The 16,129-nt window shown below is 67.5% G+C and carries 16 protein-coding genes; 11 read left to right on the forward strand and 5 right to left on the reverse strand.

Translation table 11 applies throughout. The features are described from left to right. The first annotated feature begins 23 nt into the window (after positions 1 to 23). The 10 genes from ACL58G_RS26020 (at position 24) to ACL58G_RS26065 (ending at position 10,887) form a co-directional block, all read left to right on the forward strand. Positions 24 to 2,318 carry a TonB-dependent receptor gene (locus ACL58G_RS26020; RefSeq protein ID WP_440963650.1) on the forward strand — a complete coding sequence of 765 codons (2,295 nt, stop codon included), beginning with the start codon at positions 24 to 26 and terminating at the stop codon, positions 2,316 to 2,318. Between the two features lie 92 nt (positions 2,319 to 2,410). Next, positions 2,411 to 3,301: an alpha/beta fold hydrolase gene (locus tag ACL58G_RS26025; RefSeq protein WP_440963651.1), complete on the forward strand. Its 891-nt coding sequence runs from the start codon at positions 2,411 to 2,413 to the stop codon at positions 3,299 to 3,301. Positions 3,302 to 3,345: 44 nt separating this feature from the next. Next, positions 3,346 to 4,539: a substrate-binding domain-containing protein gene (locus ACL58G_RS26030; protein WP_440963652.1), complete on the forward strand. Its 1,194-nt coding sequence runs from the start codon at positions 3,346 to 3,348 to the stop codon at positions 4,537 to 4,539. Between the two features lies 1 nt (position 4,540). Continuing rightward, positions 4,541 to 5,302: an ABC transporter ATP-binding protein gene (locus tag ACL58G_RS26035; protein ID WP_440963653.1), complete on the forward strand. Its 762-nt coding sequence runs from the start codon at positions 4,541 to 4,543 to the stop codon at positions 5,300 to 5,302. A gap of 22 nt (positions 5,303 to 5,324) precedes the next feature. Further along, positions 5,325 to 6,050: an ABC transporter ATP-binding protein gene (locus ACL58G_RS26040; protein ID WP_056127698.1), complete on the forward strand. Its 726-nt coding sequence runs from the start codon at positions 5,325 to 5,327 to the stop codon at positions 6,048 to 6,050. 7 nt (positions 6,051 to 6,057) lie between these two features. Further along, positions 6,058 to 7,080: a branched-chain amino acid ABC transporter permease gene (locus ACL58G_RS26045; RefSeq protein ID WP_440963654.1), complete on the forward strand. Its 1,023-nt coding sequence runs from the start codon at positions 6,058 to 6,060 to the stop codon at positions 7,078 to 7,080. 1 nt (position 7,081) lies between these two features. After that, a complete protein-coding gene (locus ACL58G_RS26050) occupies positions 7,082 to 8,152 on the forward strand; it encodes a branched-chain amino acid ABC transporter permease (RefSeq protein ID WP_413387604.1) in 1,071 nt (356 codons plus the stop codon). A gap of 225 nt (positions 8,153 to 8,377) precedes the next feature. Continuing rightward, a complete protein-coding gene (locus ACL58G_RS26055) occupies positions 8,378 to 9,040 on the forward strand; it encodes a choice-of-anchor J domain-containing protein (RefSeq protein WP_440963655.1) in 663 nt (220 codons plus the stop codon). Between the two features lie 13 nt (positions 9,041 to 9,053). Beyond that, positions 9,054 to 9,443, forward strand: a complete 390-nt coding sequence (locus ACL58G_RS26060; protein WP_413387602.1) for a post-PEP-CTERM-1 domain-containing protein — start codon at positions 9,054 to 9,056, stop codon at positions 9,441 to 9,443. Then, positions 9,430 to 10,887: a PA domain-containing protein gene (locus ACL58G_RS26065; protein WP_440963656.1), complete on the forward strand. Its 1,458-nt coding sequence runs from the start codon at positions 9,430 to 9,432 to the stop codon at positions 10,885 to 10,887. Before ACL58G_RS26060 ends, ACL58G_RS26065 begins: the two co-directional genes overlap by 14 nt. Positions 10,888 to 10,948: 61 nt before the next feature. Here ACL58G_RS26065 and ppa read toward each other — a convergent pair whose 3' ends face one another. Continuing rightward, the gene (ppa, locus tag ACL58G_RS26070; protein ID WP_413339843.1) at positions 10,949 to 11,485 is read right to left on the reverse strand and encodes an inorganic diphosphatase; all 537 of its coding nucleotides are present in this window, start codon (positions 11,483 to 11,485) and stop codon (positions 10,949 to 10,951) included. Positions 11,486 to 11,759: 274 nt separating this feature from the next. Between ppa and ACL58G_RS26075 the strand changes: the two genes are divergently transcribed. Next, a complete protein-coding gene (locus ACL58G_RS26075) occupies positions 11,760 to 11,951 on the forward strand; it encodes a hypothetical protein (protein WP_413387600.1) in 192 nt (63 codons plus the stop codon). 3 nt (positions 11,952 to 11,954) lie between these two features. On the opposite strand, the gene ACL58G_RS26080 is transcribed toward ACL58G_RS26075, so the two are convergent. The 4 genes from ACL58G_RS26080 to hemC are packed head-to-tail and all read right to left on the reverse strand — an operon-like array spanning position 11,955 to position 16,057. After that, positions 11,955 to 13,151, reverse strand: a complete 1,197-nt coding sequence (locus ACL58G_RS26080) for a heme biosynthesis protein HemY (RefSeq protein WP_413387599.1) — start codon at positions 13,149 to 13,151, stop codon at positions 11,955 to 11,957. Between the two features lie 17 nt (positions 13,152 to 13,168). Next, positions 13,169 to 14,320: a uroporphyrinogen-III C-methyltransferase gene (locus ACL58G_RS26085; RefSeq protein ID WP_413387597.1), complete on the reverse strand. Its 1,152-nt coding sequence runs from the start codon at positions 14,318 to 14,320 to the stop codon at positions 13,169 to 13,171. Continuing rightward, positions 14,317 to 15,087, reverse strand: coding sequence for a uroporphyrinogen-III synthase (locus ACL58G_RS26090; RefSeq protein ID WP_440963657.1), 771 nt, complete (start codon positions 15,085 to 15,087; stop codon positions 14,317 to 14,319). Before ACL58G_RS26090 ends, ACL58G_RS26085 begins: the two co-directional genes overlap by 4 nt. After that, positions 15,080 to 16,057, reverse strand: coding sequence for a hydroxymethylbilane synthase (gene hemC, locus ACL58G_RS26095; protein ID WP_440963658.1), 978 nt, complete (start codon positions 16,055 to 16,057; stop codon positions 15,080 to 15,082). Before hemC ends, ACL58G_RS26090 begins: the two co-directional genes overlap by 8 nt. Positions 16,058 to 16,129: the final 72 nt, after the last annotated feature.

Below are 16,129 nucleotides of genomic sequence, written 5' to 3' on the forward strand. Positions count from 1 at the left end.
CACAACAAAATCAGGAGACCTCAATGCGTCTTAGCAAGAAGAAACAGCAGCTGCTCCAGCGCTCGGCTGCCGCCCTGCTCGTCCTGTCCGGCGGTGCCGCCGGCGCCGCGCACGCCCAGGACACGGGTGCCGCCAGCGGTGCCGCCGGCAGTGTCGTCACTGCACCGGAAGGCACGATCGAGAAAGTCGTCGTCACCGCGCGCCGGCGCGAGGAAACGCTGCAGGATGTCCCGGTGTCCGTTACTGCGTTCAGCGCCGACCAGCTGTCGAAGCAGGCCGTCCCCGACGTCGTCGCCCTGGCGACGGCGCTGCCGAACACCACCCTGAAGGCGTCGCGCGCCACCAACTCGACGCTGACCGCGTTCATCCGCGGCGTGGGCCAGGCCGACCCGCTGGCCGGCTTCGAATCCGGCGTCGGCATCTACCTGGACGACGTCTATCTCGCCCGTCCGCAAGGCGCCGTGGCCGACATCTACGACGTCGAGCGCATCGAGGTGCTGCGCGGCCCGCAGGGCACGCTGTACGGCCGCAACACCATCGGCGGCGCCGTCAAGTACGTCACCCGCAAGCTGGCCCCGCAGACGGACGTGCGCCTGCGCGGCACCCTGGGCAACTACCAGGAGCGCGACGCGGTCATCACGGCCAGCACGCCCGTCAACGAGCAGCTGCGCGTGGGCGGCACGGTCGCGCGCTTCAAGCACGGCGGCTACGGCACGAACCTGTTCGACGGCTCGCCGAACTACGACAAGGACCTGAAAGCCGCGCGCCTGTCGGCCGAATGGACGCCGACGCCCGACCTGTTCATCCGCCTCGCCGGCGACATCACGCAGGACGACTCGCATCCGAAGAACGGCCACCGCCTCATCGTCGGCCGCACGAGCGGCGCGCCGATCCTGTCGAACGTGTACGACACGAATGCGGAGATGCTGACGGCCCTCGGCCACAAGCAGTCGGTGCGCCAGCACGGCGTCGCCGCCACCGTCGAGTGGAACGTGTCGCCCGAGCTGACGTTCAAGTCGATCACCGCGCAGCGCCAGGATAAATCGTGGGCGCCGATCGACTTCGATTCCCTGCCCGTCGTCGACATGGAAGTGCCGGCGCTGTACACGAACCGCCAGTTCAGCCAGGAATTCAACCTGACCTACACGGGTCCGAAGATCCAGGGCGTGGCCGGCGTCTACTACATCGACGCGAACGCGTACAACAAGTTCGACACGATCCTCGCCGGCGCCGTCCCGACCAGCACCTTCACGAGCGGCAGCATCGACACGAAGGCCTGGGCCGCATACGCCGACGGCAGCTACAACCTGACCGACGCGCTGCAGCTGTCGCTGGGCGGCCGCTACACGGTGGACAAGCGCGACGCCGACATCTACCGCCAGATCTACCTGGGCATGAAAGGCACGCCGGAGATGGGCAACCCGGGCGCGATCCTGTTCCGCACCGACACCGACCTGCGCGACCTGTCGCGCGAGGACAAGAAGTTCACGCCGCGCATCGCCCTGGGCTGGAAGGCGACGCCGTCGCAGAACGTGTACGCGTCGTATTCGAAGGGTTTCAAGGGCGGCGGCTTCGATCCGCGCACGAACGTGGTCGGCACGAAGATCTCGCTGGCGCAGGCCCGCGCCGGCTACAAGCCCGAGACGATCGGCACCTATGAGCTGGGCCTGAAATCCTCGTTCAACGGCGGCCGCATCACGACCAACACGGCCGTGTTCTACAGCGACTACAAGGACGTGCAGATCCCGGGCTCGGTGGCCATCGACACGAACGGCGACGGCAAGGACGACAGCTTCGCGGGCCTCACGACCAACGCCGGCAAGGCCAAGATCAAGGGCTTCGAATTCGAGGCCGTGGCCCACCTGACGAAGGAATTCTCGCTGTCCGGCATGTACAGCTACATCGACGCCAAGTACAACGAGTACATCGTGGCGGGCGTGAACGTGGCCGACCAGCGCCACTTCCAGAACACGCCGCGCAACTCGGCGAACCTGCGCGCCACCTACGAGGTGCCGATGCCGCTGGCGGGCTACAACGGCCGCCTGTCGCTGATCGGCAGCGCGTCGTACCGCGGCCAGACGTACCAGTTCGAGACGCCGTCCGTGATCGACCAGGACGCGTACAAGCTGTACGACGCCAGCATCGTCTGGACCCGCGCCGACGGCAAGATCCGCGCCGGCCTGCACGGCAAGAACCTGTCGGACGTGCACTACAAGACGGCGGGCTATCTGTTCCCGACCCTGGGCAACGAAGGCACGCTGACGGCCTTCTACGGTGCGCCGCGCACCGTGCAGGGAACGATCGAGTATCGCTTCTGACTCGCCCCACCGCGTGGCCGGCCCGCCCGGCCACGCGCCCCACACCGGCATCCGCCGCACCACCGGACATCGAACGACAGGATATCGCCAGCGTGGCCAACTACACCTCCATCCGCTATACGAGCAACGACGGCCTCGCGCTGCATGCGCGGGACTACGCGGCGGCCGGCGCACCGGCGGCGGACGCCGACCAAGTCCGCCTGCCCGTGATCTGCATCCACGGGCTGACGCGCAATGCGTCCGACTTCGACGAGTTCGCACCGATCGTCGCGCGCCAGGGCCGGCGCGTGCTGGCGCTCGACATGCGCGGCCGCGGCGAGTCGCAGCGCGATCCGAATCCCGACAACTACACGCCGAGCGTGTACGCCGGGGACGTCGCCCGGTTCATGGCGAACCTGCACATCCCGCGCGCCGTGTTCGTCGGCACGTCAATGGGCGGCCTGATCACGATGACCCTGGCCGCGAAGCACATCGACCTGATCGCCGCCGCCGTGATCAACGACATCGGCCCCGTGATCTCGGAAAAAGGCCTGGCACGCATCGCCGGCTACGCGGGCCGGACGGCTACGTTGGATTCGTGGGCCGCCGCCGCCGGCTACGTCCGCGCCATCAACGCGTGCGCCTTCCCGGACAACGTCGATGCCGACTGGGACAAATGGGCGCGCCGCGCCTTCGCCCCGGACGCCGCCGGCCGGCTGGCGCCACGCTACGACCCGAATATTGCGATCGCGCTGCAAACCGGTAAACTCAGGCCGACGTCGCTGCCGCTGCGGATGGCGTTCCGCAAGCTCGCGCAGGAACGCCCCGTATTGCTCGTGCGCGGTACGCTGTCGGACCTGCTCGAAGAACGCCAGACTGCATGGATGCGGCGCGCGGCGCCGACGATGACCTGCGTCGAAGTCCCGAACGTTGGCCATGCGCCGATGCTGACGGAACCCGTCGCACTCGATGCGATCCTGCATTTCCTGGCCCAAGTACCCTAAAAAGTAGGGTGGGCACCTCGTGCCCACCATCTCAAGGAGACGAGATGAAATACGTAAAACCCCTGCCCTTCGCCCTGTTCGCCGCCTTCGCCATGACGGCGACCGCTTCCGCCCTCGCCGCCCCCGACCTGAAAGTCGCCCTCATCGCCGGCAAGACGGGCCAGCTGGAATCGTATGCCAGGGAAACGGAGACCGGCTTCATGCTGGGCCTCGAATACCTCACGGGCGGCAAGATGGAAATCAACGGCCGCAAGCTGAAGGTGATCGTCAAGGACGACCAGGGTAAGCCCGATCTCTCGCGCACGCTGCTGGCGGAAGCCTATGGCGACGACAAGGCCGACATCGCCGTCGGCACGACGTCGTCCGGCGCCGCGCTCGCGATGCTGCCCGTCGCGAAGGAATACAAAAAGGTGCTGATCGTCGAGCCGGCCGTGGCCGACGAGATCACGGGCGCCAAGTGGAACAAGTACATCTTCCGCACCGCGCGCAATTCGATGCAGGATGCGCTGGCCGCCGCGTCGACGCTGAAGAACGGCAGCGTCGCATTCCTCGCGCAGGATTACGCGTTCGGCCGCGACGCCATCAAGGCCGGCAAGGAAGCACTGGCCGCCACGGGCAGCAAGGCGAACGTCGTGCACGAGGAATATGCGCCGGCCGCCGCGACGGACTTCACCGCGCCCACGCAGCGCCTGTTCGACGCGCTGAAGGACAAGCCGCAGCCACGCGTACTGGCGATCGTCTGGGCCGGCCCGAACCCGATGAACAAGATCGCGGACATGAAGCCGGAACGCTACGGCATCTCGCTCGCCCCGGGCGGCAACATCCTGCCCGTGATGAAGACGTGGAAGGCGTACGCCGGCACGGAAGGCACGATCAATTACTACTACGGCTTCCCGAAGAACAAGATGAACGACTGGCTCGTGGCCGAGCACACGAAGCGCTACAAGGTGCCGCCCGACATGTTCACGGCAGGCGGCATGGCGGCGGCAGCGGCCGTCGTCGCGGCGCTGCAGAAAGTCCCGTCCGGGAACGGCGACCAGATGGCGGCGGCGATGGAAGGCATGTCGTTCGAGACGCCGAAGGGCACGATGACCTTCCGCAAGGAAGACCACCAGGCGCTGCAGCCAATGTACCACTTCCGCATCAAGAAGGACCAGAAGAACGAATGGGACTTGCTGGAACTGGTGCGCGAAATCCCGGCCAGCGAGCTGCCGCTGCCCGTGCGGAACAAACGCTGACATGGCCGCGCCTTCGCTCGCCACGCGCGATTTGACCATCCGCTTCGGCGGCCACGTGGCCGTCAACGCGGTGACGGCCGAGTTTTATCCGGGCACGCTGACCGTGATCGTGGGCCCGAACGGCGCCGGCAAGACGACGTACTTCAACCTGGTCTCGGGCCAGTTGCCCGCGACGTCCGGCAGCGTGTTCGTGGGTGGCCAGGACGTCACGCGGCTTGGGCCCGCGCGCCGCACGCGCCTGGGCGTCGGGCGCGCGTTCCAGCTGACGAACCTGTTCCCGCATTTGACGGTGCTGGAAAATGTGCGGCTCGCGGTGCAAAGCCGCGCCGGCATCGGCATGAGCATGCTGTCGCTGTGGTTCGGCCACAAGGAAGTCATCCAGCGCGCCGAACACTACCTCGAGCGCGTGTCGATGAGCGGCAAGCGCACCTCTCTCGTCGGCACGCTGTCGCACGGCGACCAGCGCAAGCTGGAGGTGGCGATCCTGCTCGCGCTGGAACCGTCCATCCTGATGTTCGACGAACCCACGGCCGGCATGAGCGTGGACGAGGTGCCGGTCGTGCTCGACCTGATCCACCAGGTCAAGGCCGAGCGCAACCGGACCGTCCTGCTCGTCGAACACAAGATGGACGTCGTGCGTGCACTCGCGGACCGCATCGTCGTGCTGCACAACGGCACCCTGGTGGCGGATGGCCAGCCGGCCGAGGTGATGCAATCGAAAATCGTGCAGGAGGCCTATCTTGGCACCCCCGAACCCGCATGACACGCTGAGAACGAAACTGCCCATGACCGAACCCATCCTCACGCTGTCCGGCGTCCACACCCACATCGGCCAGTACCACATCCTGCAGGGCGTCGACCTCGTCGTCCCGCGCGGCGGCCTGGCCGTGCTGCTGGGCCGCAACGGCGCCGGCAAGACGACGACCTTGCGCACCATCATGGGCCTGTGGAAGGCCAGCCGCGGGACGATCACGTTCGACGGCCGCGACATCACGAAGCTGTCCACGCCCGACATCGCCCGCGCCGGCATCGCCTACGTCCCCGAAAGCATGGCCGTGTTTTCCGAACTGACGGTGCGCGAGAACCTGTATCTCGCCGCGCGCAACGGCCCGCTGGACGCGGCACGCGTGGACTGGATCTGCGGCTTCTTCCCCGCGCTGAAGAAATTCTGGAACTACCCGGCGGGCAATCTGTCGGGCGGCCAGAAGCAGATGGTGGCCATCGCCCGGGCCATCGTCGAGCCGAAGAAGCTCCTGCTCGTGGACGAGCCGACCAAGGGCCTCGCACCCGCGATCGTGCAAAGCCTGATGGCGGCGTTCCGCGACCTCAAGGACACGAGCACGACCATCCTGCTCGTCGAACAGAATTTCAACTTCGTGCGCACCTTGGGCGACAGCGTGAGCGTGATGGACGACGGCCGTGTTGTCCACGCGGGCCTGATGCACGACCTGGCGCACGATGACGCCCTGCAGCAGCGCCTGCTGGGCCTGTCGCTCGACTCCCACCAATAGGACAACGATGAGTGCAACCTTACCTATTGCGCAGCAGGCGGACGCCCCGCTGCCGGCGGCACGGCGCGACCTCGCCCCGCTGCTGCTCGTGCCGGCCGTCGTGCTGGCGGCGCTGCCCTGCATGAGCCTGCCGACCTGGGTCACCCTGACGGTGGCCGGGCTCGCGATGGGCATGATGATCTTCATCATGGCCAGCGGCCTCACGCTGGTGTTCGGCCTGATGAGCGTGCTGAACTTCGGCCATGGCGCCTTCGTCTCCGTCGGCGCATTCACCGCGACGTTCGTGCTGCTGCCGATGCGCGGCTGGCTCGAGATGGATTCACTGCTCGCCAACCTCGGCGTGCTGGGCCTCGCGGTCCTCCTCGCGATGGTCGTGACGGCGCTGCTCGGCTGGGCGTTCGAACGGGTCGTCATCATGCCCGTCTACGGCCAGCATCTGAAACAGATCCTGATCACGATGGGCGGCATGATCGTGTCCGAACAACTCATCAACGTGATCTGGGGGTCCGAACAGATCGCCCTGCCGCTGCCGGCCGCGTTGCGCGGCGCCGTGTTCCTGGGCGAGGCGGCCATCGAGAAATACCGGCTGCTGGCGGTCGTCGTCGGCCTCGTCGTGTTCGCCGCGATGTTCGTCACCCTGAACCGCACCAGGATCGGCCTCCTGATCCGCGCCGGCGTCGAGAACGGCGAGATGGTCGAGGCGCTGGGCTACCGCATCCGCCGCCTGTTCGTGGGCGTGTTCGCGGCCGGCTCCGCGCTGGCGGGCCTCGGCGGCGTCATGTGGGGCCTGTACAAGGAAACGCTCGTGGCGCACATGGGCAGCGAGATCATGGTGCTGACGTTCATCGTCATCATCATCGGCGGCCTGGGGTCCGTCGGCGGCTGCTTCATCGGCTCCCTGCTGATCGCGCTCGTCGCCAACTACGCCGGCTTCCTCGCGCCGAAGGTGGCGCTCGTCTCGAACATCGTGCTGATGATCGCCGTCCTCCTGTGGCGCCCGGCCGGCCTGTACTCGAAAGGACGTCATTGACATGCTGACCCGGCTTCTCTCCGGCGACCTGCCGCGCAGCCGCGCGCTGACCGCCCTCCTCGTCGTCATCCTGCTCGGCCTGCTGTTCGCGCCGTTCCTCTTTTCCGGCGCGCGCCCGCTGAACACGGCGGCCACGATCTGCGTCTACATCGTGCTCGTGGCGTCGTACGACCTGCTGCTCGGCTATACCGGCATCGTCTCGTTCGCCCACACGATGTTCTACGGCATCGGCGCGTACGGCGTCGGCATCGCGCTGGCCAGCGTGGACGAGCCGACGTGGGGCGCCATCGTCACGGGCATCGTCGCCGCGCTCGCGCTGACCGTGGTCCTTGCGTTCGTCATCGGACTGTTCGCCCTGCGCGTGCGCGCCATCTTCTACGCGATGATCACGCTGGCCGTCGCGTCGTCGTTCTCCGTGCTCGCGTCGCAGCTGTCCGACTTCACGGGCGGCGAGGACGGCCGCACGTTCAGCGTGCCGGAAGTCCTGTCGCCGGGCTTCACGCTGATGGAGAACGACCTGTTCGGGCGCAGCGTCGACGGCAAGCTGGTCACCTATTACGTCGTGTTCGCGGGCTGCCTCGTGCTGTTCCTGTTCCTGCTGCGGCTCGTGAACTCGCCGTTCGGCCGCGTGCTGCAGGCGATCCGCGAGAACGAGTTCCGCGCGGAGGCGCTCGGCTACCGCACCGTCGTCTACCGCATCTGGGCCAACGTGCTGGGCGCGGTCGTGGCCGCGCTGGCCGGCGCGCTGATGGCCCTGTGGCTGCGCTACGTGGGGCCCAAGACGAGCCTCGGCTTCGAAGTGATGACGGACATCCTGCTCATCGTCGTCATCGGCGGCATGGGCACGATGTATGGCGCGGTCGTGGGCGCCACGCTGTTCATCCTCGCGCAGAACTATCTCAAGACCCTGATGGGCCAGGCCTCCGGGATGCTGTCCGGTGCCCCGCTGCTGGCCGCCGCGCTGCATCCGGACCGCTGGATGCTGTGGCTCGGCATGCTGTTCATCCTCTCCATCTACTTCTTCCCGATCGGCATCGTCGGCAAGCTGCGGATGCGCCGTCGCGCACGCTGAATCACACTACGTCGGTGGGCACGGGATGCCCACCGACTACGGTCGCAATAGCGTGGAGTCGGCTCCCCGTTCCCACGATGCAGCTCCGAAGTCCCTCCACACACCACCGCCCGGACCGCGTATCGGTACCTCCGTTTTGTCCAGGCTGTTCGTTAGCTTAAAATCAAGGATCGTTATCATCCGACTCATAAGATGGGCCCATTCATATTTCATGAAAGGGCTTCCATGAAACCCGTAAAAGCCTTGTTCGCGACAGCCGCGCTGTCGCTGGCCGCGTTGGGCGCGACGACCGCGCGGGCGGCCGGGGTCGAAGTGCTCAACGAAGGATTCGACGACGTGGCGGGCCTCGCCGGATGGGCCCAGGTGAACCACAGCGTGCCGGCCGGCAGCGCGTGGTTCCAGGGCAACCCGGCGCTGTTCCCGGCCCAGTCCGGCGCGCCCGACGCCTATGCGGCCGCCAACTTCCTCAGCGCCGCGAACGGCAGCGGCAGCGTCGACAACTGGCTGATCACGCCGGTGCTCGACCTGTCCGGCACCACGGTGCTGAGCTTTTACACGCGGCACGATGCCCTGCCCGGCTTCAACGACCTGCTCGAAGTGCGTTACGCGGCGGGCACGGGCACCGACATGGCCGACTTCACGACGCTGCTGACGACGATCGGCGGCACGGCCGGCTACCCGACGGACTGGCAGCAGTTCACGGCGACCATCACGAACAGCGGCAACGGCCGCTTCGCATTCCGCTACCTGGGACCGGCCGATACCCTGAACTATATCGGCCTCGATACGGTCTCGGTAGTGACGGCGGTGCCGGAGCCCGTGCACTGGATGATGCTGGCGCTGGGCCTGGGCATGATCACCCTGCTGCGCCGCCAGTCACGCCTTTGAACCGGAGGAAGCCATGTCCAAGGAAAAACTGCTCACCATCGGCACGCTGGCCGCCCTGTGCGTGCTGGCGGCCTTTTCGATGCACGCCAGGGCCGCGGGCCAGGAGGGCATGGTCGTCGTGCGCGATCCGCAGACCGGCCAGTTGCGCGCGCCGACGGCCGACGAGCTGAAGGAACTGCGCGCCAGGGCACCGGCCAACGCCGGCCTCGCCGCACCCCGCGCGCAAGGTACGATGAGCCGCCGCGACGGCTCGCGCGGCGTGCGCCTCGGCGAGAAAAGCATGGTCTACGAAGTCGTCACGCGCGGTCCCGACGGCAAGCTGACGAGCGAATGCGTGCAGGGCCAGACACTGGACCACAACCCGGACCACATCCACGGGGAGCCGAAGCATGAAAGCCGTTGAATCGTCGCGCCTGCAACGGGCCCTTGGCGCCCTCGCCGGCATCGCTGCCGCCTGTGCATTCACCTTCGGCGCGGCCGCCCCGGCCCAGGCCGCGGCCACCATCGTGATCGTCAACCTGAACGCGCCCGGCGTCGGATTCAACGACGCCACCCCGGTCGCGCCCGTCGGCGGCAATACCGGCACGACGCTTGGCGAGCAGCGCCTGAACGCATTCCGGCGCGCGGCCGACATCTGGGGCGCGACGCTCACGAGCAGCGTGCCGATCCGCATCGGCGCGTCGTTCGAGCCGCTGTCGTGCACGGCCACGAGTGCCGTCCTCGGCGCGGCCGGCGCCAACGAGGTCTGGTCCGACTTCCCCGGCGCGCCGCGCACGTCGACGTGGTATCCGAGCGCCCTGGCCAGCAAGCTGGCGGGCCAGGACGTTGCGACGCCGGGCGAGCCGCACATCATCGCCCGCTTCAACTCGCGCCTCGGGCTGTTCCCCGACTGCCTGCCCGGCTCCGGCTTCTACCTCGGCCTCGACGACCAGTTCGGCAGCCAGATCGACCTCGTCACGGTGCTGCTGCACGAATTCGCGCACGGCCTCGGCTTCCAGACGTTCACCGACGACGAGACGGGCGCCGAGATCCAGGGCATCCCGTCGATCTGGGATTACTACCTGCTGAACAACCGCACGGGCAAGCTGTGGGTGGAAATGACGGACGCCGAACGCGCCGCGTCGGCCGTGTCGTGGCGCGGGCTGTCCTGGAACGGGCCCATCGTGACGGCGGCCGTGCCGCAGGTGCTGGACCCGGTCTCGAACCTGGCCGTCAGCGGCGCCGCCGCCGGCACCGCCGCGGGCAACTATGCAGTGGGCGATGCGTCGTTCGGCCCGCCGCTGTCCAATCCGCCCGTCGCCGGCCAGCTGATGCCCGTCGTCGACCAGCCCACCGGCACGGGCCTCGCCTGCGATCCGCTGAATGCGGTGAACCGCCTCGCCGTGCGCGGCAACATCGCCCTCGTGGACCGCGGCACGTGCGACTTCGTCACCAAGGCGCGCAACGTGCAGGCGGCGGGTGCGCTGGGCATGGTCGTGGCGGACAACCAGCCGGGCGACGTCGGCGGCATGAGCGGCAACGACGCCAGCATCACGATCCCGTCCGTGCGCATCACGCAGGCCGACGGCATCCGGCTGAAGGCAGCGCTGGAGCGCCGCTCGCGCACGCAATCGGGCGTCGTGGCCGGCCTGGGGCTCGACACGACGCGCCTGGCCGGCACGGACGGCGCGGGCCGCATCCTGATGTACACGCCGACCACGTACTCGCCGGGCTCGACCGTGTCGCACTACACGACGGAGGCCAAGCCGAACCAGTTGATGGAACCGGCGATCAACACCGACCTGACGCACGAAGTGACGCCACCGCGCGACCTGACCTACCCGCTGCTGCGCGACATCGGGTGGTGACGTAAACGACAAAGGGCCGCTCACCCCGGGGTGGCGGCCCTTGCATCCGGAGGGGCGGGAGTTATGCGCCCTTCGACTCGTGGTTCTTCACGCCGGCAAGGATCTCTTCCTTGGCCGCGTCCGGGCCTTCCCAGCCTTCGACCTTGACCCACTTGCCCTTTTCCAGGTCCTTGTAGTGCTCGAAGAAGTGCTGGATCTGGCGCAGGGTCAGTTCCTGGACGTCTTCGACCTTTTGCAGGTGCGCGTAGACCGGCAGGATTTTTTCGACCGGCACGGCCAGGATCTTCGAGTCGCCGCCGGCTTCGTCCGTCATCTTCAGCACGCCCAGTGCGCGGCAACGCACGACGACGCCCGGGATCAGCGCGAATGGGGTGATGACCAGCACGTCGCACGGGTCGCCGTCGTCGGCGATCGTGTTCGGGATGTAGCCGTAGTTGCACGGGTAATGCATGGCGGTACCCATGAAGCGGTCGACGAAGATCGCGCCGGATTCCTTGTCCACTTCGTACTTGATCGGGTCGGCGTTCATCGGGATTTCGATGACGACGTTGAAGTCGTTCGGCACATCGCGGCCGGCGTTGACGTTATTCAGGCTCATGGATAGTCCTTGGTTGCTGGGGAAACAATAAAAGGTCGATTATAACGAATCGCCTTGGGCTTGTGCGCCGCACAAGGTTGCGTAAGCACCGAAATGCCCGCCGCAACAGGCAGTCTGTTGGTCCGCCCCCCACACACGGCAGCACAGTGTTGGCGGGGTCCCGACCCGGCAGGCCTCTTTTGCCACGGGAATCCCCCGATCGCGGGATGGCACGCCTCCTGCTGGATGGTCGTCGGCGGGCAGCCGCCCGCGTCACCAACCCGAGGGGAACAGCATGAACATCCAGAAACACATGGAAGCCATCTTCATCGCGACGCTGGCCATCGCCGGCGCCGGATCGATCGTCATCGACCGCCTCCCGGATGCCCGGGCAACGCCGGCCGTCCCGGTCGCGAACAGCATCGGCACGCCGGGCCACATGGCCGTGATCATCGTGCGCGGCAAGCGCGACGCACACCGCGCGTGACGGTCACAGCACCGTCGCCAGCGCGCACAACCGGTAATGCCTGTCGGCCTCTTCGCGCTGGCCCAGCGCCTCGTGCAGCTGCGCCAGTTTCAGGTGGGCTTCGCGCACCATGTGCGGCTCGGTGGCGTCGGACAGCGCCTGCTCCAGGTAGCGCTGGGCCTTGCCCCACAGTTTCTGGCGCAGGCACAGGGAACCCAGCGTCAGTTCCAGTTCCGGATCGTTCGGATGGGCGCGCAGCCAGGTTTCGCAATTTTCGATCTGCGCCAGCAGCGTGGCCGAACCTTCCGGACCGGCCGCCTCGCGGTAGGCGCGCACGACGCGCTCGTCCCAGCCGGCTTTCAGGGCATCCTCGACGATGCCGCGGGCGTCGTCGTGCAGGCCGCGCGCATTCAGGGCAGCCGCGGCACGCGCCGCGATGGTCGGTTTCACCCGGTCGCCGGCGGGGACGCCGGCCCACACGCGGCGGATCGATTCGGCGTCGTGGCCGCCTTCGGACAGCAGCGCGTCGTAGGCCAATTCGCGCAGGCGCGCGGACAGCGCGGGGTGCAAGGCGTTGCGCTTGTCGAGGATGCGCACCAGACGCAGCACCTCGGGCCAGTTGCGCGCCTGCTGGTTGGCCTTCATGGCCCATTGCAGCGCGTGGATATGGCGCTGGCCGCTGGCGTTCAGTTCGGCGACGGCTTCCAGCGCGCCTTCCGGCTTGTGGTCGTCGACGAGCAGTTCCGTGACCGTCATCAGGCGCGCCGTCTTGAGGGACTGGTCGTGCACGATGCCCGCGAGCCAGGCATCGCGGCGCGCCGGTTCGCGCATGCGGTGCGCGGCGCGGGCGCCGATCAGCGCGGCGAGGCCGGCGTTCTCGGGTAGGTCGGCGGCGCGCATGGCGGCCTTCTCGGCATGGCCGAAGCGGCCTTCGAACAAGGCTTTCAACGCTTCGCGCAGACCGCGATTCGCTTCGCGTTCACGCTTGCGGTAGCGGTACTGGGCCACGCGCTCGGGCATGCCCAGCGTGGCACGCACGGCGCGGACGAGGCCGTACAGCACGAGGAACAGCAGGAACGCCAGCACGACGAACAGGTTCAGCGACAAGTCGATCCGGTGCGGCGGATAGAAAAAGACGACGTTGCCGGGATTGAAGCGCGCGGTCACGGCGATGCCGATCGCCGCAGCCATCAAGGCGACTAACCAGAGTAATAAACGCATCGTTCAGGCCCCGCGCTTCACGGCTTCGATTTGTAATTGCGCACGGCGTTCAGGCTCTCCGACAAGTCGGGCACGTCGATGGTGACGTTGTTGGCCTGCACCTGGCGCAGCAGGGCCTGCGCGGCCTGCGTCGAGCGTGCCTTCGTGTCGAAGTACTTCACGAGCTGCTGCTGTGCGGTATTGATGTCGTCGCGGAACGTGCCTTCGTTGCGCGACAGCAGCGCCAGGCGCGCGTTCAGCAGGCGCAACTTGAGGTTCTCGCGCACGAAATACGATTCGCTCGGCGACAGCATCAGCGCATCCGGATTGTCGACCGTACGCACGCGGATCAATTGCCGGATGTCGTCCCACATCTCGTGGCTCCAGTTGCGCCACGTCTCGACGGCGCGCTGGGCCAGCGTCCGCTCGGCCGGCGCCGCCGTTTTCCCGGCGGCGGGCGCGTTGACGCGCGACGGCGCGATCGGCTCGGCCGGCTTTTCGTCGGACAGCAGCGGCAGATTGTCGATCTGCGAGATGACGTTGTCGAGGCGCAGCGCCATGCCGGGCTGGTCGACGGACGGCAGCGCCTTCAGTTTCTCGATGTCACGCGCAATGGCGCGGCGGATCGTGATGAATTGCGGCTTGTCGGAGCGCGACAGGGACCGGTCGGCGTTCTGCAGCGCGATCAGCGCGCCCTGCACGTTGCCGGCCAGCTGCAGCTGCTGGCTCGCGGTGGACAGCACCTGCTCGATCTCGGACAGCGCCCATTCGTCGCGGTTCTTCGAGATGTCCTGGTACATCTGCTCGAGCGCGGCCTGCTGGCTCTGCGCCTCGGTCTGGCGGTTTTCCAGCACGCCGACCTTCACCTGCAATTCCTTGGCCGTCTCCTGGATCTCGCGCACGGTCTGCGCCGTCTCGGCGTTCGAGGCATTGTCCTTTTGCAGCGTGCGCGCGACATCCTCGCGCAGCTTGTTGAAACGGCTGTGCGTGGAATATGTCTGGAGGGCAAGCAGAATGGCCAGGGCGAGGATCGCGACGTTCTGCGGCTTCTGCAGCAACCCGCCGACGCGGCCCCCCTCGGGGACGCGGGGCTCGCCCGGGCCCATCGGCGCCGGCGTCACATAGCTTTCCGGCGGAACGACCGGACCGCCCATGTTTGGTTTTTCTGGATTGTTGGGCAATTCGTTCATGCTCGTGATTGTAACGCGGCAAGCAGCCGCTCGTCGCCCGACCCCGTGAGCGTCACAGTGGCGAAACCGAGTGCGGAGGCCGTTTCCGCGATGCGGGCATGCGGAACGATCAGGTGCTGCCGTTGCAAATTTGCCACACTTATTCCACCGTCAAGCTGCTCGACGAGGGCCGCCAGCCCGCGCAGGGCTTCCGAGCTCGTGATTATCCAGTCGTTCGGGCCGGCCAGCAAGGCACGCAGCGACGCGGCCAGGTCCGGCGTCAGCACGGGAACGGCACGGCGGTAGGCGGCAACGGTCTCGACCTCGATGCCGGCCGCGCGCAACGCATCCGGCAACACTTCGCGCCCCGTCTCGCCGCGCACGACGAGCACCTTGCGGCCCGCCAGCGCGGCCAGGTCGAGCGCCTGCAGCAGGTGTTCGGAATCGCTGCGGGCCGGGTCGAGCGGCACATGGACGCGGTAACCGTCGCCGGCGATGCCGTGGCGGGCCAGCGCGGCCCGGCTGCCCTCGCCCACGACGGCGAGCGCCACCTCGGCCGGCCACGCCTCGAGATGGGCGAACGCGGCGTCGACGGCGTTGGGGGACACGAACGCGACCAGCGCATACTCGCGCAGGCGGGCGAGCGCGGCGCGCAGCGGGGTGGCATCAAGCAGCGGAGAAATTTCCAGCAATGGCAAGATGAACGGTGTGCGGCCGAGCGCCGCCACCGCGCGGGCCAGCGGCTCGGCCTGCTGGCGCGGACGGGTGATGACGACCGCGTCAGGCATCGCCCGCGGCGGTCGCCTTGCATTCGGCGAGGATCCCGGCGGCGTCCTGCGCGGCCAGCTTCTGCGCCACCTGCTCGCCCACGGCTTCCGGCAACGCGGCCGGGCCGCTGGCGTCCGCGAACGCGCTGCGGCGGCCGTCCGGCGTGGCGACCATGGCGCGCAGGTGCAGGGTATCGCCGTCGACGGTCGCGTGCGCCGCCAGCGGAATCTGACAGCTTCCGCCGAACACTTGTGACACTTTGCGTTCGGCCTGCACGGCCTGCGCCGTCTGCGTGTGGTTCAGCGGCGCCAGCAGTGCGCGGACGTCGAAACCGGCGGCATTGCCCGACAGGATCTCGATCGCCATCGCGCCCTGGCCGGCGGCCGGCAGGCTGTCTTCCGGCTCGAGGTAGGCACGGATGCGGCGCGTGAGGCCCAGGCGCTTGAGGCCGGCGGCGGCGAGGATGATCGCGGCGTAGTCGCCACGGTCGAGCTTGCCCAGACGCGTGTCGAGGTTGCCGCGCAGCGGCTTGATCACGAGCTGCGGATAGCGCGCGGCGATCAGGGCCTGGCGGCGCAGGCTGCTCGTGCCGACGATGCTGCCGGCCGGCAACGCGGCCAGGCTGTCGACATCGTTGGAGACGAAAGCGTCGCGCGGGTCTTCGCGTTCGAGGATGGCGGCCAATTCAAAGCCTTCCGGCAATTCCATCGGCACGTCCTTGAGGGAGTGCACGGCCAGGTGGGCACGGCCGTCGGCCATCGCCACTTCGAGCTCTTTCACGAACAAACCCTTGCCGCCGACCTTCGACAGCGTCTTGTCGAGAATCTGGTCGCCGCGCGTGGTCATGCCGAGAATGTCGATTTGGCACTGCGGATATAATGCTGCGAGGCGGTCGCGCACATGCGTGGCCTGCCACATGGCCAGGCGGCTTTCGCGCGATGCGATAATCAGTTGCGCGGGAACGTGCTGCGTCGTGTCGTTGGAGTTCAAAACGGTTTCTTTCACTGTCGTTGCGCCCGGATCGGGCAGCGCCGGTTAAGCCCATACCTGAGATCACAAATT

The sequence above is a fragment of the Massilia sp. GER05 genome, assembly GCF_052056005.1.
Classification (GTDB): Bacteria; Pseudomonadota; Gammaproteobacteria; order Burkholderiales; family Burkholderiaceae_D; genus Telluria; species Telluria orientalis.